19 protein-coding genes are annotated in these 21,455 nt (G+C 51.8%); 2 read left to right on the top strand and 17 right to left on the bottom strand.

Features of this window, described 5'->3' with window-relative positions:
* The first annotated feature begins 502 nt into the window (after positions 1–502).
* Entirely contained in the window at positions 503–643 is a 141-nt protein-coding gene (locus ACS5NO_RS29715) for a hypothetical protein (RefSeq protein WP_439418497.1), read from the top strand.
* Positions 644–821: 178 nt separating this feature from the next.
* On the opposite strand, the gene ACS5NO_RS29710 is transcribed toward ACS5NO_RS29715, so the two are convergent.
* The 12 genes from ACS5NO_RS29710 to ACS5NO_RS29655 form a co-directional block, all read right to left on the bottom strand.
* A complete protein-coding gene (locus ACS5NO_RS29710) occupies positions 822–1,085 on the bottom strand; it encodes a hypothetical protein (protein ID WP_439418496.1) in 264 nt (87 codons plus the stop codon).
* A complete protein-coding gene (locus ACS5NO_RS29705) occupies positions 1,082–1,330 on the bottom strand; it encodes a hypothetical protein (RefSeq protein WP_439418495.1) in 249 nt (82 codons plus the stop codon). Before ACS5NO_RS29705 ends, ACS5NO_RS29710 begins: the two co-directional genes overlap by 4 nt.
* 9 nt (positions 1,331–1,339) lie before the next feature.
* Complete coding sequence (locus ACS5NO_RS29700; protein ID WP_439418494.1) at positions 1,340–5,458, bottom strand: GEVED domain-containing protein; 4,119 nt, start codon at positions 5,456–5,458, stop codon at positions 1,340–1,342.
* 47 nt (positions 5,459–5,505) lie between these two features.
* Positions 5,506–7,308, bottom strand: coding sequence for a hypothetical protein (locus tag ACS5NO_RS29695; protein ID WP_439418493.1), 1,803 nt, complete (start codon positions 7,306–7,308; stop codon positions 5,506–5,508).
* Between the two features lie 630 nt (positions 7,309–7,938).
* The gene (locus ACS5NO_RS29690; protein WP_439418492.1) at positions 7,939–8,145 is read right to left on the bottom strand and encodes a hypothetical protein; all 207 of its coding nucleotides are present in this window, start codon (positions 8,143–8,145) and stop codon (positions 7,939–7,941) included.
* A gap of 84 nt (positions 8,146–8,229) precedes the next feature.
* Entirely contained in the window at positions 8,230–8,379 is a 150-nt protein-coding gene (locus ACS5NO_RS29685) for a hypothetical protein (RefSeq protein WP_439418491.1), read from the bottom strand.
* 323 nt (positions 8,380–8,702) lie between these two features.
* Positions 8,703–9,428: a hypothetical protein gene (locus ACS5NO_RS29680; RefSeq protein WP_439418490.1), complete on the bottom strand. Its 726-nt coding sequence runs from the start codon at positions 9,426–9,428 to the stop codon at positions 8,703–8,705.
* A gap of 53 nt (positions 9,429–9,481) precedes the next feature.
* Positions 9,482–10,072, bottom strand: coding sequence for a hypothetical protein (locus ACS5NO_RS29675; RefSeq protein WP_439418489.1), 591 nt, complete (start codon positions 10,070–10,072; stop codon positions 9,482–9,484).
* A 399-nt stretch (positions 10,073–10,471) separates the two neighbouring features.
* Positions 10,472–11,068 carry a Uma2 family endonuclease gene (locus ACS5NO_RS29670; RefSeq protein WP_439418488.1) on the bottom strand — a complete coding sequence of 199 codons (597 nt, stop codon included), beginning with the start codon at positions 11,066–11,068 and terminating at the stop codon, positions 10,472–10,474.
* A 68-nt stretch (positions 11,069–11,136) separates the two neighbouring features.
* Complete coding sequence (locus ACS5NO_RS29665; RefSeq protein WP_439418487.1) at positions 11,137–11,343, bottom strand: hypothetical protein; 207 nt, start codon at positions 11,341–11,343, stop codon at positions 11,137–11,139.
* 69 nt (positions 11,344–11,412) lie between these two features.
* Positions 11,413–12,954, bottom strand: coding sequence for an Ig-like domain-containing protein (locus tag ACS5NO_RS29660; RefSeq protein ID WP_439418486.1), 1,542 nt, complete (start codon positions 12,952–12,954; stop codon positions 11,413–11,415).
* Between the two features lie 234 nt (positions 12,955–13,188).
* Entirely contained in the window at positions 13,189–14,658 is a 1,470-nt protein-coding gene (locus tag ACS5NO_RS29655) for a serine hydrolase (RefSeq protein WP_439418485.1), read from the bottom strand.
* 266 nt (positions 14,659–14,924) lie between these two features.
* Between ACS5NO_RS29655 and ACS5NO_RS29650 the strand changes: the two genes are divergently transcribed.
* Positions 14,925–15,860, top strand: coding sequence for a ring-cleaving dioxygenase (locus tag ACS5NO_RS29650; protein WP_439418484.1), 936 nt, complete (start codon positions 14,925–14,927; stop codon positions 15,858–15,860).
* On the opposite strand, the gene ACS5NO_RS29645 is transcribed toward ACS5NO_RS29650, so the two are convergent.
* From ACS5NO_RS29645 to ACS5NO_RS29625, 5 genes are all read right to left on the bottom strand, one after another.
* Positions 15,855–16,583: an esterase family protein gene (locus ACS5NO_RS29645; RefSeq protein ID WP_439418483.1), complete on the bottom strand. Its 729-nt coding sequence runs from the start codon at positions 16,581–16,583 to the stop codon at positions 15,855–15,857. The genes ACS5NO_RS29650 and ACS5NO_RS29645 overlap by 6 nt on opposite strands.
* 72 nt (positions 16,584–16,655) lie before the next feature.
* Positions 16,656–17,249 carry an SGNH/GDSL hydrolase family protein gene (locus tag ACS5NO_RS29640; protein WP_439418482.1) on the bottom strand — a complete coding sequence of 198 codons (594 nt, stop codon included), beginning with the start codon at positions 17,247–17,249 and terminating at the stop codon, positions 16,656–16,658.
* Positions 17,250–17,308: 59 nt separating this feature from the next.
* Positions 17,309–19,048, bottom strand: coding sequence for a sensor histidine kinase (locus ACS5NO_RS29635; protein WP_439418481.1), 1,740 nt, complete (start codon positions 19,046–19,048; stop codon positions 17,309–17,311).
* Positions 19,045–20,172: a sensor protein KdpD gene (locus tag ACS5NO_RS29630; RefSeq protein WP_439418480.1), complete on the bottom strand. Its 1,128-nt coding sequence runs from the start codon at positions 20,170–20,172 to the stop codon at positions 19,045–19,047. The genes ACS5NO_RS29635 and ACS5NO_RS29630 overlap by 4 nt, the downstream gene beginning before the upstream one ends.
* Positions 20,173–20,271: 99 nt before the next feature.
* A complete protein-coding gene (locus ACS5NO_RS29625; protein ID WP_439418479.1) occupies positions 20,272–21,411 on the bottom strand; it encodes a porin in 1,140 nt (379 codons plus the stop codon).
* Positions 21,412–21,455 lie beyond the last annotated feature (44 nt).

The raw sequence follows: 21,455 nt of genomic DNA, 5'->3' as shown, positions 1-21,455 counted from the left end.
GACTGAATTGCCCGGGCCGGCATCAATCCGATAACTGGCAGGAGCACCTGTAATAGCCGTGAAGTTATTAAAAGTACCATCCCATCTAAATAAAGCAGGGTTATTGACATACAAAGTTGTGCCGCTTACATCTGCTCCTACATCCACGATACCAGTCCCCGCTGGAGCTATATTAACGTAAGGGGCTCCATTAATTGAATAAAACAGGGTGCTACCTAGGGTCGTCACGATGAATGCCCTTCCATTTCCATCTACGTCTACTCTGTAAGCATCTGTACCAAATTGAGTCCAGTTGGTGCTTCCCGGCAAGCGATAATACACAAGGTTCGTTTGGTCAATTGCCCAGACCGCATTATTACCCCCTACCCCTACATCCCTCATGGGTATAAAGGGGGCATTATCCGTCAGACTAAAGGCCGGAATTGTCGTGCTACCAGAGCCACTGTTGCTAGTAGTGAAGTTAAAGATTTGCCCTGTCTCACTTAATGCATTCTTATGAATCGTGATCGTAGCCTGGGCCTGCACCCGCTGCGTCCAGGCCATTGTCAACAACAACCCTACGACCCAGGTCCACACCCGCCAGCGACTGGTGGCAAGCGGAACAACCGTCATTCTGGTGGGGTCGGCATACCCCCGCCCGTGAGCGGTGGCGGGTAAACCGGGATGGTGAATCGGTGTAGAAGGTAACCACATGGTCGTACTGATTATTTGTTTGTTCACGCAATCTATTAATACCTGACTCATACGCGTTTTTCTCTTTTCGGTCCCGGCATCACACCGCTGTCCAATCTTCCAGTCGAATTCTGATCCAGTTGTTCTTATCAGGCTGCCTGCCGGGCTTCAACCTGAAGATGATACCCTAACTGCTGCATCAAATTTTCACAATCTTCCCAGGTAAGACCAAATTGCCGGACGTCTGCCAGACCAATTTGGGCCAGAACCGTCGTCAATACATCGGTATCGGACTCCGGGAAGGACGCTTCCATGACCATCTCTTCCGCCCAGTTTACCAGCGATGCCAGCGACATTCGGTGTTGTAAATAGGCCAGCAACTGGTTCGCTACTAATTCTTTTGTCACCTTCATAGTTTGATGTGCCCTTTATCTTCCGGATACTTTACGTGAATTTCGCGAAGATTTCCCGATTCATCGTAAATCTCCTGTCGAAAAGATAGCGTTTGCTCATCAGCATCTACATCTTTTATATAATGGGCTATCCAACCGTATTTGCCGGGGACAATGAACCGATAAGTCCGTCCTCCATCCGCTGTTGTTTCCCACTTTTTAAACTTTTTCTCGTTTTCTTTTCGCTTTGCACCAGCCATTTCCATAATCCCTCTTTACTGCTGCACCGTCACCGGCACGCTGGCGGTTTGGCTGCTACACCCGTTGGTACCGACTGCCGTGAATTGATAGGTGTAGGCCCCGACCGGCAAGGTCTGCTGAACGGTTACCGCGCCCGTGCCACTGCCGCTCGGAACCGGCGGATTGGGCGTGTTGGGCGTTCGCGTCCAGTTGATCGTGGCCGCCGTTATGGATGCCGTAGCGGTCACGGTTACCTGCTCCAGATTACAGTAGACCGCCGAGATCGGCGTCACCTGCAGGGCGGGTGCCGGGTTGACCGTTACGACCACAAACTCCTGATCGACACAGGCTCCGGTAGCCGCCGTCACGACGAAGGTGACCGACTGGGGGAGGCCACTCACGTTGATCAGTCCGGTAAAATTAATAGCCGTTCCGGTTCCGCTCTGGCCTACACTGTTGGTCCAGGTCACGGTTGCCCCGCTGTCGCCCGTCACATTCAGCGTCGTGGACACGCCCGAACAAACCGTCAGACCAGGCGCTCCGCTTACGCTCAGGTTGGGCTGCGTTGCCACCACCACCGACGTGGTGGCGGTTCCCGAGCAACCCTGCGTATCCGTCACCAGGAGGTTGTAGTTCCCGCTTTGGGCCGTGGTCGACAGCGCCAGTGTCGGATTTTGAACCGCGCTCACAAAACCGTTTGGGCCGCTCCAGGCGTAGGTAAAACTTCCATTCCCTCCGGCGGCTATACCCGTCAGCGACAGCGACCCCGTTGTACAGACTGGGCTGTTGCTACTGGCCGCGACATAGAGCGAACCGACATTGACCGCCACCGAAGCCGTTCGAATACAGGAGGTCGAGGAGGTTGGGTCAGAAACGGTAACGGTATAAATTCCCGTCATGGCGGTGGTAGCCGCAGGCAGGGTCGGATTGGCGGCATTGCTCGTAAACCCGTTGGGGCCGCTCCAGGCATAGGTCACTGCGCCCAGATTCCCCGTTACCGTCGACGCCAGGGTTACGACCTGCCCCACGCAAACCGCCGTCTGGCTGGCCGACGCAGTAACCGTCAGGCTACAGGGATCGGTACACTGATTGACCACAATCACACACGTAATGGTGGTCGACGACGGACACGAAGCCGGGGCTGCACTGACGCCCCAGATTTTGTAGGTGTTGGTTCCGGTGGTGGCAAAGAGTTGGCTGATGTTGCCGGTTCCGGTGGCCCCGTCTTCCACCCGCAGCCAGTTGACGGTGGCCGACACCGAAGACGTAAAGGTGATGGCTCCGGTTTGGCCCGAACAGATGGTTTGGGAACAAACCGAGGGCGTGATGACGGGGACGGGGTTGACGGTGACCGTCACCACCGTGGAGGACGTACAGCCAAATTCGCCGGTCACGGCGGTGTAGCTGACGAGAATGGGCGTTAAACCATTGTTCACGGGTGCCGTTACCATGGTCGATGAGAATCCGGCGGTGCCATCACTGCCTGTCCAGCGTACTGGAGAACCCACAGGCGTCGTCGTAAAGGTTACATTAGCCTGCTGTCCCGAACAAATGGTCAGGCTGTTTTGACTGGCGGTAATGGATGCGGGTGTACAAACAATGGTCAACTGATAATCTTCTACCTCTCCATTATTTAAAGGACCACAACTAGATGCTGCTGTGAAAGCAGGATCAGATGACAGGCGGAAACGCGCATAAACCGGGTCTGCGTTCAGGCCTGAAAGACCACTCCATGACACATTGACGGTTCCGTTGGTTCCAGTTGGAACATTGGTAATTGCTGAAGCTTCGCCGGTATCGAACGTGCCGTTTCGATTAAAATCAATCCAGCCAATTAAGTTTGCTGGCCCACCGGTTGTATTCTGAACCGTTACCGGCACCGTATAATTTACTGTGGATGTCGTCAATGTCGGGAAGGAGGCCACACCATCTTCATCATCCGGCGCAACGGACGATAATACAGAAGAAGGAATCAGTTGTTTGGTAATATTAGGCCCTGCATAGGAAACGGTCAGTAAAGCACTAAAATCGTTCCCCTGCCAGTAAAGTACTTCAATCTGATGATTGCCGGGCGACAGCGTGATCGTGCCGGATCGTTCGGTCGGTATCTGCGCAAAATCGTTGTTGACAACCGTTATCCCATCAATCTTCAAAATTGATCCGTCATCCGAGTTTGTGTAAAAAGTATACGTTCCAGCATCCTTGATGGTAATGTACCCGCTAAAACGGATACCGTACATATTCGGATCGCCCTGATTAGCCGGAACAACGCCAAAGCTGGAAACTAGACCGGTTGCAGTAGCCCCAGAAGCCGGAATATTCGCAGTACTACCAACAATACCATTATAGTACTCATAGGCAACAAATCCATCCCCGTTGGTATCATCCCCATCCGGGATTGCCCCTGTTGCTGCGGGGATGCCGTCCGTATTCCCATCGATCAGCGCTCCCATTTTCAGTCCGGCAGTAATCAGGTGACTGGCTCCATTTGAGGTTTGCTCGGTACAATAGATAGCTGGCAAATCGCCATAGTCACGCGTTAAATTCAGGGTAAATGCCGGTCCAAATTCCGAGGTATTGTTTAAGGCATCGGTAGCGGTGGCGGCTATTTTCAGGGTGTTATTGACAAAAGCCGGAAGCGCATTCTGAGGGATAATTACCTGAAAACGGCTGGCATTGGCATCGGTATTACCATCGGCGACTGAATATGACCCCGTCGTGGCATCCAGGTCAATACCGGCAGACCCCTCCTGAAACGAATAGAAAAAGTGCTCGCCTTCACCGTATTTGAAGCTCAAGCTTCCGCCATCCGCAGTATTGTCGGCAGCAAACAGCTCGATTTTAGCTGCGGGTCGCGCAAAGCCCGTCACCACCAGATCCCCATTCGAATTGATCGTAGCACTGCTAATGATCGGAAAATCATAGCCAATATTTCCCAAGCCGGTAGTGGTGACGCCATTGTTGATCGTTACCCCATTTCCCTGATCCCGGGTATTGGCCGTTGTTTCATCGGTCAGGTCAATCCCCAGCGTTCCATTGTTGAAGGTGGAATTTTGGGAGATCAGGTTTCCGTTTCCGTTTGCAACCAGGATGGCCGGGCCACCACTGGCGGTAATGACGTTTTTGGTAATCTGATTGTTAAAGGTTGCGGGACCACCAAAACTAACAAATTGATTTACTGCTATCCCGGCCGTCTCCTGAACCAGTTGCCCAGCCCCGATTATGGTGTTATTGCGGATGGTATTATTACTGGCTCCCTGCAACAAGTGCATACCGTTAGCTCCTGGTTTGAATATATAATTCCCCTCAATTAAATTGTAATTGGGGTGATTTACCAGTGTGATGGCATCACCAACCGTCGAAGTGATCCCCGCTTGTATAATTTTATTTTGCTTAATCGTATTATTATTGACACCCAAACCGTTCAGAATGATGCCTCCGCCATTTAAATTATAGCCCACGATATTATGGCTTACCTCAACATTACTTCCCAGAATTTGCAAAATACTCCCGGTTGTAGCCAGGCTGTTTCCTGAAAAAATCCCCGTCGCGGTTGGTCCCAGGAAACAGTTCGTTATTTTAATGTTACTTACGCCCGGTTCAACTTCAGCCAAAGTTCCGTTTGTAGGTGATGAATTGGGACCTACTACGGCAATGTTATCCATTACGGTTCCATCCGCTCCGGTGTTGATGAAAAAGCCTAACGTAGTAACACTGGGGAACGTGACTTCTACCTCAGGGCAATCGAAAGCCGGGATGGCGACATTATCAACGCCTACCGTAATGGCTTCGCTGTTTAGACACGCGGTATTAGAACGTCCCGAGTTAATGGCCTGCGATTTCCCGTCAATGAAGACCGATCCCGAGATCAGAATTCCAGTCGGCATGGTAATTTTTGCGACATTATTGGCATCCAACAATGCCGGTGGAATATTAAACTGAACGACATCTGCACCCGGATTCGCATTCGCATCCAGCAGGGCCTGATGAAACGACCCCGCACCCGTGGCATTGGTATTGGTAACCACATAGGTATTGGCAACAGCCGGTGCGACCATGCCCAGAATAACCAGAATCGTTCCGAATAAATGATAGAACAGAGGTCGGGTTCTTCCCTTCTCCTTTTCTTCTCCAGCAATAATCTTAAGATTCATAGCATTCATGCAGTTAAAAAGTCTTCGATAATAATCCGGCCCGGTCATCATTGCTGTACAGTTACGGTGACTGATTGGGGTGAACTGGTGCAGCCATCATACGTTGTCGTAAAATTGTACGTATACGTGGCTGGTGGCAAAGTTTGCGTCAGCAATACGCTGGTTGTACCGGTGCCACTGGCTGGTGGCGGATTGGGCGTGTTGGGTGTTCGGGTCCAATCGATCGTTGCTCCCGTTAGGAGGGCCGTGGCCTGGACAGTCACCATTTCCAAATCACAGACACTGGAAACCGTTGGGGAAAGCTGGAGAATCGGTATGGGTTTTACTTTGATATAGACAATCGCATTATCCTGACATCCATTGGCCTGCGCATTCACGAGGATTTTAATGATCCCCGCTTCGCTGGCGTTATTGATTATGGTTCCCAGATCAATGGTCGTACCCGTCCCGGTTTGTCCGGTCGATGCCTGCCAGGTTACCGTTGCCCCGTTCGAACCGGAAACCGTTAACTGCGCGGGTGATCCGGAACAAATGGTGTAAGTGTCGTTGGGCAATCCAAAACTTAAATCAGGCGCATCGGTGATGACGACCGCGGTGGTGGCTGATCCCGAACAACCGTTGGTAGCAGTGACCACTAAAACGTAATTGCCACTCGCATTGGCTGTCGGATTGACGATGGTGGGATTGGGCTGATTGCTTGCAAACGAATTCGGGCCGGTCCAGGCGTAGGTAAAGGGAGCGTACGTCAAGTCGGGTACGGTGGCATACAACGCCAGGGTTCCGCCCGAACAAACCGGGCTGTTGCTGCTCGCCAGTACACCCAGCGAACCGACATTGACCGCCACCGAAGCCGTTCGAATACAGGAGGTTGAAGAGGTTGGATCAGAAACAGTAACGGTATACAAACCGGAGGTGGCGGAGGTAGCCGCAGGCAGGGTCGGATTGGCGGCATTGCCCGTAAACCCGTTGGGGCCGCTCCAGGCGTAGGTCACTGCGCCCAGATTCCCCGTTACCGTCGACGCCAGGGTCACGACCTGCCCCACGCAAACCGCCGTTGAACTGGCCGACGCCGTAACCGTCAGGCTACAGATGGTTTCGATTCCCGCCAGCGTATACACGATGAAAGAACCCGGCACCACATCGGCATCCGTCGTAATGGAACCGGCCGAAACCTGAGGACCCAGACCCGTGAAGGCACTCGCGCTGGTGGTCTGCACCAGGGAAGCCGGATCGACCGTCGAAGGAATCGTAACCCACTTCGCTCCGTCCCAGCCGACAATGGTCAGTTTACTGAAATCAGTGCCGATCATCGCGCTGATGGGTGTGTTGGCATCCCAGGTGAGGGTGATGCGCGCAGGCGTGGTGCCGTCGATGTCCCAGTATTCGACATTGTCGACCACGCCGACGGTGGGGGCTTTGGAAGTGGTGGGAAACTCGGGGCCTCCTCCCGGCAGAATACCGTAGGTCCCTCCTTTTAAATCGCTGGTGGTGGCCAGACCCGGATCGACGCCGAAATAGGCCGCCGTGGTCGGATTGGCACTGGACGAAGCCGACACGGCCGCCGGACGGTAGGCATTGTTGTCGCCAATCGGAAAGGTGAAGGGGCCGCTTTGAAGGGTCCGCACGTAACCGTCGACAAAGGCCGAACTGCTGGCCCCGACCCAGCTTGCGTTCGGGTTGACGAAGGTGTACATGCCGATGGCGGGTTGCCGCTCGGAGCCAATGATACCGGCATTGATGGTACCACTCCCGTTCTGGAAGTCGTGTTGTCCAAAAATACCCATCTGCCCACCGGTATGGACAAACGTACTGCCCGTACTCCCGGATTGAGCCTCTGCCCAGCGGGCCATGACGGTCAACACAAATGTCAAGAGAACTCCCCATCTGTGCTTTCTGGTATACTGTCCCATCATCTTCGTTGCGATTTAAATCCTTTTATCTTTTTGTACTGATTGTACTGATTTTCAATCTTTAATTGATTGAGCAAGCAAACTAATTATTTGTTATTTTTAACAATCAGGGTTACTGAGGCCGCTTGCCTTTCTTACTGATACTGCAATCAATATTGACTTTATTTGTTCTGTAACTTCTCATGACAACAGAACTTTAATTCTTGGTATTCATGGTTTCAGTAATCAAGATTTTTAATTCTTTATCACTAATTGTTGCCGTTTCCGACTTGTCATATATTGAAATCAAATTTACAATAACAAGCTCCTCAGCTTGTTATTGCTTCCTGATTTCAACTTCTACAATCTGTTCCAAATAGGTAATCACTCTGGCTCCGCCACTTTTACCTTTGCCTTTCGACCGTATTGCCAATCGAATTTTATAAGCATTGTGACCAATCGGGGTACCAGTTTTTGGATTTTCAGCGAGCTTTCGTTGCAAATCCATCAATTCTGCCTGTAATGAAGGAAACTTTTTCAGCAAGCGTCTGGCTTCCCGCTTAAAGTTTTCGCTAACCCGGATTTCGACCTTTATTCTTTCTGCAACTCAGACAGAAAATCGTCTAATTTCTGCAAAGGTTTCCCCAGTGCGATGGAGTCGTGGACTTCTTTTAATCCCTGCTGAATACCCGTCATCACACGGACTTTTTGATGTAACTTTTTATAGCGCATCTGCATATTTTTCCAATCCTCAAGCGGAATTTGAACCATGCCCTGTTCATTGACGATATACTGCATATGTACTACCGGTTTTTGTTCACTATGCACCAAAATTACACAAATTCGCCCATTTCTGTTTCTTAACCCGGCTGTTGTCACTTTTCACATACAAGTGACATCGCGACCAATCCTCAAGCCGCTTCGTCCTACTTCCTGACCTGGGTCAATCGCTTCGGCGATCCGATCGCCACGCATCAGGCCCAATTCCGGCAGATCATCCGTTAAAACCACCCTTTCAAATTCGTTATACATGGTCTTTTATTTGTTAATCGGTACCAATGTCACGAATTTGAGGTCTCGGATTTAACAAATACTCCGTCAATTATTTGTCCGATACAATTGCTTTTCCCCGATCCGGTATTTCCATTCGACCATTCTTAACCCATTGACATCAAACCGCCGACATCGCCCACCTGCCGCGCCAGCCCCCGATCCCAAGAACCGCCGACCCGGTTTGCACCGTTTTGCAACAACGCCCTTGCCGGGATTATCTTTCGAGACTGAAAACGTTTCAATAGAAGTCACTCGCGATGGGCGAGCAACAACGGAAGTGATGATCTATTAACCAAAATTTATTAATTTGAGATTTTTGTAATGGTCATATAAGCAGGAGCGCATGTTCCTGTCCAAATCGGGTTCACCGGGGGTTGACCGTCAGTCTGCATGGTGTATCCTTCAAGGGAAATTCCATCACCGGGAGCTAACTGACCTGTATAAACAACCGATTGCCAGTCACCGGCAGGTGCTCCCATTGCAGTTACTCCTTTAAATAACGGGCCACCATTTTCGGAGGTAATCCAGATCCGGGTCCAAAGTGCAACGGCTGCCCCTGTCGTACTGTTACAGGATAGGCCAACTTGCACTGAATACGTACCAGCCGTTGAGGCAACCCATCGTTTGGTAGTAGCATTCCAACCAGAAGCGCCAATACTTGGAACCAAAGGGATGCGTTGATCGAGCTGATCATGTGCTGTCCAGGCTGGTACAACGTAACTGGATGTTAGTTTTCCGCTAAATGCAGTTACAGGGATATTTAACGTCGCTGGTTCCTGCCAACTCGCCCCTCCAACGGCATCCGACGTCAACACTTTCCCCGTTCCTTCCGTGCCATCCTGAATGGTCAACTGACCGGAGGTTTTGTCTACTTTCACCTTGCGATTGGGGGTGGAAGCTTCTACTTCCAGATTGGATTGTGCCTCGATAACCGTCGGGTTGGAGCCAATTTTCACCTGGGCCTGGGTGGTTAATGCACTGAAAAGAAGGGCGGTGATCGCCAACGTATGTTTGATAGCGGTTTTCATGTGTGGTTCAAATAAAAAGATGACAGACTATGTACAGGAACGGGCGGGGCTGATTAGGCCCAGGGGGGCGTCGCCGTTCGGGGTAAAGAGGGAGCCTGGTAACTTCCGGCCGCACGGTAAATCACGGCGGATCCGGCGGATGTCGATGTTCCCACCACCAGTCGGCCATCGGTCGGCAGGCTATAAACATCCGGATGCTGGTTTTGGGCCGTCGGGGCGGTAGTTCGATCGGGTTTGAAACCGTCCGCCAGCGGACTGAACCGGCTTCCCGGCAACACCAGCAGCCTTGACTGCGGGGCCAGCACCAGACTGGACTGCGGCAGCACGTCAAGACGTCCGCGCTCAACCACCAGGGATTGGCGGACGGTTAGTTTCCCCCGCACTTTCACGACAGTAGGATTGACAATCACCAGTCGGCTGACGGTTTTGTCGGCGGCTTCGATGATCTGGATTTGGTTCCCGGCCATCACCACGCTGCCTTCTCCCCCGAGGTCGGCATTCAGGGTCAGGTGATCGCCAAAAAAACCGATGGATGCGTCGGCTGCTACGGAACAATCCCCAAACACCGTCAGGCCCGTCTGGGCCTGCACGACGCTCCCCAGCAAGGGAAACAGGATGGTTAGTATCAGTGAAAATGGTTTCATCCCGGTTTTGCAGATGGGTATTCATCCGCATTGATCGTTGGCAATGGCATTTGTGTTGAAATAGTTGCTTACTCAAGCAATTATACTTAATCCGCTTCGTTTTACTTGAGACCGAAGTCCTTCCAATTTGTCACTTTTCAATCTGAATTTATGCACACTTTTTTCCTTATTTAGGTATATTCCAAACACTTAGCGACTGGTTGGGCAAAAGCCGGGACATCGTCCCGGCAAAAAAAAATTACGTTTTTTCAAATTTCGTGATTCTACCCTGTTGCCGAAGTTTCGGCAACAGGGCGAACTACCAGAACGGGAAAATATGGTGTGTGTATAGTGAAATAATTGCTTGTAAAAACAATTATTGAAAACCCTTTTTAACGCTTCATCCTACCCAAACTGTGACTACAGGTCTTCAAAAACCGTACCCCATTCAATTGAAAAGTCCGCCAATGTGCGAACGGGAATCAAACCGGGCTGGTAAAAATCGGCAACCAGTTGATACCGATCACCTTCCAGCACAAACACCGAGATATTTTTTTCACCCGGTGCCACAATCCAGTACTCCTTTACCCCATTTTCCTCATACAAATCGAATTTCTCCTTCGTGTCGCGGGCCATTGAGCCCGGTGACAGAATTTCGATAATCCAATCGGGAGCGCCAATACACCCTTGTTCATCCAATTTGGCCGGATCACAAATAACGCTTATATCCGGCTGAACGACGGTTTCGATGGCTTCGTTGGTTACAACGTCCATCGTGGTCAACCGCACATCGAATGGCGCAGCATAAGCCCTACAGGTGTTCCCTTTTAGTCGCTGACCCAGAATTCTGGACAGATTAAATGAGATCGCCTGATGAATCCGTTTTGGTGCTGGGCTCATCCGGGCCACTTTTCCTTTTATCAACTCGACCCATTCATCCAACTGCCAGGTCAAATAATCGGCGTAGGTGTATTTTTTAGTCAGATCAAGCTGCGAAAAGTCGGTGATGGTTGCCATAGGTTTCTGATAAACCGTTTTTAACAAATTTAAACATGATTTACCATAAATACCGTATCAGTAACGTATCATTCCGCTTTTTGGATTTCCTGCTCCTCATCCGGTGGTCGTCGTTTCGTTCGTTTTCGTCGTTTCGCCGACTGGGATTGAGGCCCTTCCTCGAAGACGGTGTGAATGAGTTTCGCAACCAATTCATCCCGTTGACGACCGGTGGCATGGTGTAATTGGATGACATCGATGGCAAATTTCCGGTTTGGCGATGATTTTGATCCCATTAGTGTGCAGATTACGATGAGGACTAAAAGCATAAGCAAAGCCGGGCCAACGGGTTGGCCCGGCTTTGCTTATAATCGTCCTTTTTTCGTTTGCGTAATGGTGATGGGAATACAGGCGGTTGGTTTGCAGCAATCTCCATTGACAAAAATAGCGGGGCAACAGCCTTGAATGGGGCATTGGGCATTCGAGGCTGTGAAGCTGTAACTGCCAGCGGCAGACACCTGCAGGGTCAATCCGGTAGCACCCTGAATAATTTGACCGTCTTTGTACCATTGAATGCCCGTATACCCGCTGGGCAAGCCAATCTGGTAGGTATCGCCATCGCAAATATTGACCGGGATGGCGATGCAGGCCACGCCGATGTCATCTTCCAGCAGATTATCGTTGTTGGGTGTCGAGTCGGTATCGGGCTGGTCGGCTTTGCTGACTTCGGCTTTGTTAAACCAGGTGCCAACCGTGGTTACCTTAGCGGTAATGACCAACTGAACGGTAGCCCCCGCGTTGACGGTGCCAACGGTCCAGATTCCGGTATTGGCGTTGTAGGTTCCATTGCTGCTCTGGTACATCAATCCCGCTGGTAGCAAATCTTTTACTTCGACGCCGGTGGCATTGCCTCCCCCGCTGTTCAACAAGGCTAGTGTATACGTAATTACCTCATTCATTGCCGGTTGTGATTTACTAACGGTTTTGGTGAGGGAGAGATCGATGGATTGAACGGTGGATTGGGTCACGGTGATCCGCAGCCAGGCGAGGTCGCAAACCGTTGGATTGTTTTGTTTACAGACCTGATACTGAACGCTGTCTTTACCGACGTAGCCATTGGTGGGCGTGTAAATGTAGGAACCATCGGGGTTGATGGTAATCGAACCGTGCTTGGGAGCGGTGACGGGCGTCGTGGTCACGACCAGGGTCAGCGGGTCGGTGAGGTCGTTGGTGCGAACATTGCCGTTGACGGGCGTATTGACGGGCGTGGTGGCGATGTCGTCGATGGCATTGATGGAACAATAGTCGGGAATACAAACCTGCAGATTACCGAAAATGCCACCGGCCGCCACGTTTTTGAGTTCGTACCCACCGGTTGCCTGCGCATTGGTGATGTACTCATTCATCCCGGTAACCGGAAAAATGGTATCGGTATGCCAGACGATGGCAAAGCAGTTGTTTTGAATCAGTTGCGTATTGACAATATCGAACTGAATGGTCGAAACGGTGATCCAGTTGATGCCAACGGAAGCCGCTCCGGTTCCTGAACCACCGTAGGTGGTGTTGAGCGAAACGGTTCCCATGGTGGGGCCGAACGAACTGCCGTTTAGGTTCTGGATTCCATACCGGACATCGCTCGCCGGAGCCTGGCTGGAAAAATTTTCCTGCGTCAGAATGACGGGATTGTTGATGATTCGGGGGTCATAATCGAATCGGTAGTTCGCATCGCCCATCAGAAACGTACCCTGGCCATTGCTGGCCTTCACCTGCACGTTGATAACGGCTTTGCCGGTAGTACAGTCGATGGTTTTAACCAAAAATCGGACGTCGAATTTTCCATTCTGAGCGAATGAGGCACTCACCGCTAACAGAAAAAGACCCGCAAGGAGGTAGATTTTTTTTTTCATATTCATCAACGACTAACTACGACAAGTGCTATGACTCCAACTGGTTTTTTAAATGCATTTCATCAAAAACCGGCTCAGGCCACGTTTCCGGCCCTTTCGGGAATAACATTCGTTAATGTAGACTTCCCACTGCGAAAAAAGTCACACTAATATTTTTGTGTGTACAAAATATTATTCGAACAAAAACCGTCATATCTGTCAAGCTTAAAATTAGACACACAACGGCTTTCCGGCTTACGGCGTTTTCAAAATCCGCTCCAGCATCTGCTTTCCGCTCTGGTTATCGGCATTCAGCTCAATTGATTTCCGGTACATCGCAATGGCTTCTTCTTTCCGGCCATTCCTGAACAGCGCTTCGCCGTAGCTGTCATACACATTCCAGCTTGCCGGAAACAAGGTCACATTGAGTTTAAAAATGGCAAGGGCTTGGGTCAGTTGTCCCCGACTCATCATCCGATACGCCCAGTCGTTCAGATCGGCTTCGGATGGCTGGAAAGCCGCGTTCTTTGCTTTTTCTTCCTGAAATACCGCATGGGCCTGCTCAAAACCGCGTTTCCGCAACTGCATGTGGAGTGTCGTGATGGGATCGGATTTCGGGATTTCCGGGTCGTAAAAACCCGCCAGTTCGTCAATGAATTCTTCCGGAAAAGAACCAGCCAGATTGGTTAAAACGATGATGGCCAGGTCGTCTTCAGGGTAAACAAACAAAGCCGAACGACCACCGCCGGTGGTAATCATGGCCCGGTGGCGGGGTCGTGGTTTGGTTACCCAGCCCATCGCCCACTGCGTCGGCGTTCCGTCATTGTAGTTTCCCGGCGTCCAGAGGGTTGCGAGGGCGGTTTTGGTTCGAAAAAGTTTGCCCTGTTGCAGCGCAATCACCCACTGGGCCAGATCCTCCGCCGTGCTGTTCATGCCCGAAGCCGTCCGGCGAAAGGCCGGAAAAATTTCGTACGAAGGGGTGACTTTGCCCTCCGGAAATGCCTGCCCATCCATTCGGGTCACATACCCGTAGGATTGGGTTTTGTTGGGAATCACATCGCGGGAGTCGCCAAAACCGGTGTTGGGCATCCCTGCCACCTGAAACTGTCGCTCCCGGAAAACCTCCGCGAACGGTTTCTCCCGGAATTGATCGATGATCTTCCCCAGTAAGGCGTAGTTCGTCTGGTTATACAGAAATTGTGTTCCGGTCGGAAAATCCATGGGCATGGCTTTCGTTTTCGCCCAGGCCGTTTCCTCATCCATCACCCGACCCATCGGCGCAGAATCGATCACCCGGAGAATGTCCGGCAAACCGGAAACGTGCGTCAGCAGTTGCCGGATCGTGACGGGTTGCCAGCTTGCTGGCAGGTCGGCGAGGTAGCGGGATACTGGTGCCGCCAGGTCCACTTTCCCTTCTTCCACCAACTGCATGATGGCAACACCGGTAAAGGCTTTCGTGCAGGAATTGATCGAAAAAACGCTCTGGCTGGTCACCGGTGTCCCATACTGGAGATTGCCGATCCCGTACGATTTGAGCAGAACGAGTTTACCCCGCTGAACCACCGCCACCTGAAGGCCGGGAATCCGGCGTTCCTGCATTTCGCGCCGGATCAGGGTTTCCACCTGGTCGGTTTGGGCCAGCGAGGCCGTGTTGATGAACAGGCCGATAAGTAGTAAGGTCATGATTGCCATCCGCAGAAGCCAGGGATCAAGTTTGTCGTTCATTGTTTTTGTTGTCTTTTCTTGGGGCGTATCGTTTAACGGTGTAAAGACCAGGGATCCGTCACCACGTTGCGCGGGAAACTCCCGGAACAACCAAAGGTTACACGCAGACGCCAGTTTTGACGCGAACGATGCGATGATGCCCTTGCTGCGAGTGCCAGCGTATTCGGAGCTGCCTTCAAAAAAGTGAAATAAAGGAGCCAACGCAGGTGTCAGGCAAACGAGTTTTTCCTAACTTCCCGGCTCGTGCTTTTCAAGACCCTATTCACATGGAAGACCAACTCTTAGGCCTGCACCACATCACCGCCATCGCCGGAAATGCCCAGCGGAATTTCAATTTTTATACGAAAATACTCGGACTCCGGTTTATCAAAAAAACCGTCAATTTCGACGATCCGAACACCTATCATTTCTACTTTGGCGACGAAGGTGGTTCGCCGGGAACCATCCTGACGTTTTTTCCGTGGGGAACCGTTCAGCCGGGCCGCAGAGGCACCGGAATGGCGACCGAAATCGGCTATTCCGTTCCAGAAGGAAGCCTGGAATTCTGGCAAAAACGCTTCGTGGATCACAACGTGATTTACAACAAACCGACGCAGCGATTCGGCGAAACTTACCTCCCCTTTCTCGACCCGGACGGCTTGAAACTCGAACTGATCGTTTCCAAAACCGCCGATGACCGGACGCCCTGGAAGACGAACGACGTTAGCGCAGCCGTCGCCACGAAAGGATTTCACAACGTGACGCTGACGCTGGAAAACATCAAAGGCACCGCGGATATCTTAACCGATGTCTTTGGTTATCAACTCATCGACCAGCACGTTAATCGCTACCGGTTTGCCACCAGTGCGGTCGACAATGCCAATCTGGTGGACCTGGTGGAGGTTCCGGGCGAAGCGCGCGGGCATGTGGCCGGTGGCACCATTCACCACGTCGCTTTCCGGGTTAAAGATGAAGCTGTTGAGAAACACTTTCAGGAAAAAATTGCCGCCAAAGGCTTGCAGGTTACCGATCAGATCGACCGGAATTATTTCCATTCCGTCTATTTCCGCGAACCGGGCGGTGTGCTGTTTGAAATCGCAACCGACAACCCCGGTTTTACGGTAGACGAACCGCTGAACGAATTGGGTACGCACCTCAAACTACCCGCCCAGTATGAACCCCGCCGGGCGCAAATCGAGGGGCAGTTGCCGGTTTTGCTATAAATACACCCTCACCATCTGCTGCCAGTATTCGGCCCGGTGTGCCCGGCCTTCCCAGACGTACAGATCGTGCGGAATTTGCTTTTCGCCCAATGAAAAACTCAAGGCCCGGTTGTTGTCGAAGAAGGGATCTTGCTGACCGATGGCGATCAGGAAATGCATCCGGCGCAGCAACGCCAGCGTGTCTTCGTCGTGGAGGTTGGGCAGAAAATGCGTGGGGGTGTTGAAGTAAATGGTTTCGTCGTAATAGGAATCGAACAATCCGCGAAAGCTCTCCACCGGTGCCGACAAGTCATACCGCCCGCTCAGGGCGACCACTTTCCCGAACCAGGCAGGATGCCGGAGGGCAATGTTCACCGCGTGAAAAGCGCCAAAGCTACAGCCCAGGGCGATCATGAACGGCTGGGGATTTTTCATCCGGGTGAAGGGCAACACTTCTTCCAGAATGTAATTTTCGTAGTGCAGATGGCGTTGTACACGCTCGTGCGGAGGAATCCATTTGCTGTATAAACTCTCGGCATCGATGCTATCGACGCAAAACAGTTGCAGATTCCCACTTTCGAGTTTGTCGGCCAGCGCGTCGACCAGACCAATGTTTTCAAACTCGTAAAACCGCCCCCGCCGGGTCGGAAACACCAGCACCCGCGCACCGGCATGACCAAACACTAAAAGCTCCATGTCGCGGTTCAGCCGGGGGCTAAACCATTTTTGGTATTCGCGATGCATACAACTCCTTTATTCGGCAGGCAAGATGCATCCTTTTTTATTTACCGAACAGCTTTTTAGTTAAACAATTTGTTAAAAAATCTCAGGATGCTGCAACAACGTCTGTTGCCACAATGTATAGCCTGTCCGGTTCAGGTGCAGGCCATCGCTATCGAACAGTTCCCAGCGCGGGCGCCCTCCCCCATCGAGCATCGGCGTGAAGACGTCCACAAAGTGATAACCGGGCAGGGTTTCGATTTTCTGCTGAATGAGGTGATTGGCAAACCGGATGCGGTCGATGATGTGCCAACGGGCGGGGCTGGGCTTGATGGCCACAAAGGTAAACGGCGTTTCCGGCATGTATTGCTGCATTTTACTGGTCAGCGCGCAGAAGAACAGATACACTTCTTCCGGATGACGTCCATCGCCCAAGTCGTTGTCGCCGGCATAAAACACGATGGAACGCGGTTGGACCGGTAGTACCAGCCGTTCAAAAAACCAGCCACAGGCCGCCAGCGTCGAGCCACCAAAACCGATATTCAACACCTGTTCTTCGGAAAAATCGTGGTCCAGCGTTTTCCACAGGCGAATGGAGGAACTGCCGTAAAAAACCGTGCGGTTGGTAACTTCTGCGGTGGATCGAACCTTTTTTTCAAGTTGATGGACTTCGTCTTCGTACCAGAACATAGGGGTTTGGGAAATAGATACACAAAAATACAGCTTTGAGCTGAACGTACCTACGGACTTCAGGCAATAGCCAGCCGAAAGTAAAAAGCCGCCCCCGGTTCAATCCCGTCCTTCAACCCGATTTCCCCTCCCATTGTCTGAATAAATTCCCGGGATATGGCCAGGCCCAGGCCCGTGCCGCTCACCGAACCGTTCTGGCCGGGAGCGCGAAAATACCGGTCGAAAACCCGCGCCCGGTGTTCGGGGCGCAAACCGGGGCCGTAATCCCGAACCACAAATTCCACCTGATTGCCAATCTGTTGAGCCGAAATATGAACCACATTTTCTTCGGGACTGTGCCGGATGGCATTCGACAACAGGTTGACCAACACCCAGGTGGCTTTGTCGGGATCGGCTTTGATCGCGGGCAAATCCGAAAAACCCGACACCTCAAACCGCACCTGCCGCTGCTGGGCCGCCACTTCCAGCGCGCGGGTCGCATACTGAACCAGATCCGACGGATTGACGGCCTTGATGGTCAGTTGAATCTGACCCGATTCCACTTGCGCCAGATTCAACAGCTCACCGGTGATGTTCAACAACCGGTCGGCGTCGTTGCGGACGTGATCGACCAGTTGTTTTTGTTCTTCGTTCAACGCACCCACCCGCTGATCATCCAGCAGTTTCAAACTCATCTTGATGGCCGAAATCGGCGTTTTCAACTCGTGGGAAACCGTTGCGATGAAGTTGGTTTTGGCCAGATCGCGCTCCTGATAAGCGGTTATGTTTTCCAGCACAATCACCCAACCGGCGGCCACCGGCTGGTCTTCGCCGGTACGCGTCAGGGTAACAACGTGCGTCTGTCGGTTAAAATAGCTTTCTTTTCCTTCATCGACAATTTTGAGTAAACCACCCCCAACCTGGGGCTCCTTCGCCGGTTCCACCAGATTCTGGAGCAGGGTCCGCAGCAAATCGTTGGTCAGGGCCGCATCTGGCGCGTATTTCCCGATTAGGTCGGCTTCCTGAACGCCCAGCAACCGGCAGGCAACGGGGTTCACAAACCGGATTGTCTTTTTCTCGTCCAGTCCGATAATCCCGTTATCCATCAATTGAATGAGCGTATCGATGCGCTTCTTTTCAAACAGTACGTCGGCCAGTTTGGTGTGTTCGTATTCGTCGAGCTTGTGTGCCATCGAATTAAACGCCCGCGCCAGATCACCAAATTCGTCGTTGGATTTAAAATGCAGTCGTTCCTCAAAATTTCGACTGGCCACTTCCTGAATACCGCGCGTCAGTTCGCGCAGTGGATTGGCGATGTAGCCGGGAAAATTGATGATGAACGAAAACAGAATCAGGAAGCTGAAGGTGCCGGTGACAGCCAGCCAGATCAGCGCATCTTTGGCGGTTTGCTCGGCCACGGTATTTTTCCGAAACATGGCCTGCTGGTTGATGGCTCCCAGTTGAAGCAGGTTCTGTTGAATCCGGGCCGCCGTCAGGGAGTCATTCCGACTTCCCGATTTCAACCGGTCGAAGTCCACGCGCACAGCTTCCACCAGTTCTTTTTCGCCTTCTTCCGTCAGATTGTTTTCCTGCCGACGCAAAGACGCTTCGAACGCCTTCATGGAATTGGGGTCGGAATTGCGGGTCAGCAATGCTTTCTGCATGCCGCCAACGAATTGAAGGGACGTGTAATTATCCTTCAGAATAGCCCGGGCGTCGTCCGATAATTGGTTCAGGTAATACATTCCCAGCCCGCCCAGCAACAGCATGACGGCAAACAAAAATCCGAGGGCCAGCGATAGTTTTAGTTTAATCGTCATGACAGAATGACTAAATCAATGTCCGATTCCGATAACATAGTGAGCAACCGATTGAACGCATGGGTCCGCAGAATCACCTGAAACAGGTTGAAATGCGGTTTGCCGATGCAGACCGTGGTAATCTTGCGCTTTTCGCACTCCTCGACCAGCGCATTAAAGATACTCGTGTTTTTTACCCGGATCACCTCGGCCCCCAATTCCGTCGCCAGTTTTAAATTATTGATCAAATGCCGTTGCACATCCAGCTTGATGCGGTTGGGATCTTCGGCAGGCGTCTGCACATACAATACACACCACCGGGCCTGATAATAAGCCGCCAGCCGGGCGGTTTTGCGGATCACCCGACGGGCCACGACGTGGTTGGTGCTAATGGACGCCATCAGCCGTTCGTGCCGAAACTGGGTGTTGACGGGCAGCGTGGTTTCCACTTTCCGTTCCACCGCCGTCACCACTTCCTTGAGCGCCAGTTCGCGGAGTTGCAGGATTTTATCGGCCTGAAAGAAGTTGCGCAGGGCGGTTTCTACCTTGGCCGGATCGTAGATTTTCCCTTCTTTCAGGCGCGTAATCAGTTCGTCGGCCGGCAGATCGATGTTAACCACTTCGTCGGCTGCCTGCAAAACCCGGTCGGGAACGCGCTCGGCGACCTCGATTCCGGTGATGTCGTGAACCTCGTCATACAGACTTTCGATGTGCTGAATGTTCACGGCGCTGACCACGTTGATGCCCGCATCGAGAATGTCGAGCACATCCTGCCACCGCTTTTCATTTTTCGAACCTGGAATGTTGGTGTGCGCCAGTTCGTCCACGATGACCAGTTCGGGATGCCCGTTCAGAATCGTTTGCAGATCCATTTCTTCCAGCTCGCGGCCTTTGTAAAACACTTTCCGTCTTGGAATCATCGGCAAACCCGCGATCAGTGCCTGGGTTTCGGCCCGGTTATGCGTTTCCACGTACCCGATCTTCACGTCGATTCCTCCCCGCAGCAACGCGTGCGCTTCCTGCAACATGCGGTAGGTTTTGCCCACGCCCGCACTCATCCCGATGTAAATCTTGAATTTCCCCCGGCGCGACGCCTGGATGAGCCGGAGAAAGTGTTCGGCGGATTGATCGCGGTCGTTTTCCATTGTTTTCTGAGAGTAAAGAGATGAGACAAGAGAAAAAAGACGCCATTAGCTCGCTATAAACCTTTGTCTTTACTCTCTTGTCTAACCTCTCACTTCTAATTAAAAACTAATTGCCAGTGAGGTTGTCAGCGCGTTGTTGGTTCGCTTGGCCGGGCCGTTTGCGGTTTCGGCAAAAATGGCATCCTTGCTGTTGAAACCCCGGTATTCGATTCGCCAGACGGCATTTGGCAGAATAGTGTAGTCATAATTGACGGAATAGCCCCAGGTTTTAAAACCGTTGGGCCGTTCCGCCGATAGCGTATTGATAATCACCCCATTCGGATCATTATAATACTCAATTCGCCCGGCAACGTAGCTTTTTGAACTGGTGGCATATCGGGCAATGATCACCGGCGAATACCAGACGTATCGCTTCCGTATTCCCTCATCAACGATCGGTTTTCGCTCGGCCCCGATGTCGAAGCCCAGGATAAGTCCGAACTTGCCGGTTGGGTTGATAATGGCATAAAAGTTATTGAAAAACCGGGGCTGGTCCAATGAATCTGCATGATCGGCTCCCAGAAAACTACTCCAGTTTAGGGTCACTTTTGAACTGGGTTTAAACTGTACCTGTGTACTGAAAGCCGGTTTGGTATACCCCGGCAAGCGGTTGATGCGTTGCCAGCCATTGAGCACCGATCCCAGCAAGGTCCATTTTCCGTTCGGCGTGTTATACGTCAGCTTGGCGCCGGCCAGGTAATACGGCGAATTTTCGGCTAACATACTGCGGGTCAGCGTCCAGCAATCCTTGGAGATAGCACTTTCGAAACCGATGTGCGACGAAAAAACACCGGCATCGAGCCATAAATCGCGGTTTTTGCTGAGCTTCACCCCCGCGTTGGCTTCGTAAATATTGCGGAGAAGCGGCTGTTCGGCGGCATAATTATACTGGGCATACGTCCCGACCTGGAGGGCCAGATTAGCGCGAACCCGCTCGTTTGCATAAGCCGCCTTGAGAAACGCCAGGTTCACATTGACCTCCCGGTTTCGCTTGTGATTGTACAGAAAATCGGGTCGTTCCTGTCCCCTGGGCTGGTCCAGATCCTGAACGTAATACAGTTCGGCGTACCCGGAAAAAGTCAATGCCGAAACCGGTTTTGCCGTCGTATCTGCCGGTTGGATCAAATTCACTTTGGCGAACGACGGTCCGCTGCAAAAGACCATCGTTAAAACCGTGGTCGTTACTAACAACTTTTTCATGTCTGACGCGACTTTATGATGGAGCCGCCGTTTTGTTGTACTCA

The sequence above is a fragment of the Larkinella fluvii genome (genome assembly GCF_051857545.1).
Classification (GTDB): domain Bacteria; phylum Bacteroidota; class Bacteroidia; order Cytophagales; family Spirosomataceae; genus Larkinella.
This window is presented reverse-complemented; position numbering and strand designations above follow the sequence as displayed.

Bases quoted from the DNA above. Each gene is read 5' to 3' on its own strand.
- ACS5NO_RS29710 (WP_439418496.1), bottom strand. From the start codon at position 1,085: ATGAAGGTGACAAAAGAATTAGTAGCGAACCAGTTGCTGGCCTATTTA.
- ACS5NO_RS29705 (WP_439418495.1), bottom strand. From the start codon at position 1,330: ATGGAAATGGCTGGTGCAAAGCGAAAAGAAAACGAGAAAAAGTTTAAA.
- ACS5NO_RS29700 (WP_439418494.1), bottom strand. From the start codon at position 5,458: ATGAATCTTAAGATTATTGCTGGAGAAGAAAAGGAGAAGGGAAGAACC.
- ACS5NO_RS29695 (WP_439418493.1), bottom strand. From the start codon at position 7,308: ATGGCCCGCTGGGCAGAGGCTCAATCCGGGAGTACGGGCAGTACGTTT.
- ACS5NO_RS29690 (WP_439418492.1), bottom strand. From the start codon at position 8,145: ATGCAGTATATCGTCAATGAACAGGGCATGGTTCAAATTCCGCTTGAG.
- ACS5NO_RS29685 (WP_439418491.1), bottom strand. From the start codon at position 8,379: ATGTATAACGAATTTGAAAGGGTGGTTTTAACGGATGATCTGCCGGAA.
- ACS5NO_RS29680 (WP_439418490.1), bottom strand. From the start codon at position 9,428: ATGAAAACCGCTATCAAACATACGTTGGCGATCACCGCCCTTCTTTTC.
- ACS5NO_RS29675 (WP_439418489.1), bottom strand. From the start codon at position 10,072: ATGAAACCATTTTCACTGATACTAACCATCCTGTTTCCCTTGCTGGGG.
- ACS5NO_RS29670 (WP_439418488.1), bottom strand. From the start codon at position 11,068: ATGGCAACCATCACCGACTTTTCGCAGCTTGATCTGACTAAAAAATAC.
- ACS5NO_RS29665 (WP_439418487.1), bottom strand. From the start codon at position 11,343: ATGGGATCAAAATCATCGCCAAACCGGAAATTTGCCATCGATGTCATC.
- ACS5NO_RS29660 (WP_439418486.1), bottom strand. From the start codon at position 12,954: ATGAAAAAAAAAATCTACCTCCTTGCGGGTCTTTTTCTGTTAGCGGTG.
- ACS5NO_RS29655 (WP_439418485.1), bottom strand. From the start codon at position 14,658: ATGAACGACAAACTTGATCCCTGGCTTCTGCGGATGGCAATCATGACC.
- ACS5NO_RS29650 (WP_439418484.1), top strand. From the start codon at position 14,925: ATGGAAGACCAACTCTTAGGCCTGCACCACATCACCGCCATCGCCGGA.
- ACS5NO_RS29645 (WP_439418483.1), bottom strand. From the start codon at position 16,583: ATGCATCGCGAATACCAAAAATGGTTTAGCCCCCGGCTGAACCGCGAC.
- ACS5NO_RS29640 (WP_439418482.1), bottom strand. From the start codon at position 17,249: ATGTTCTGGTACGAAGACGAAGTCCATCAACTTGAAAAAAAGGTTCGA.
- ACS5NO_RS29635 (WP_439418481.1), bottom strand. From the start codon at position 19,048: ATGACGATTAAACTAAAACTATCGCTGGCCCTCGGATTTTTGTTTGCC.
- ACS5NO_RS29630 (WP_439418480.1), bottom strand. From the start codon at position 20,172: ATGGAAAACGACCGCGATCAATCCGCCGAACACTTTCTCCGGCTCATC.
- ACS5NO_RS29625 (WP_439418479.1), bottom strand. From the start codon at position 21,411: ATGAAAAAGTTGTTAGTAACGACCACGGTTTTAACGATGGTCTTTTGC.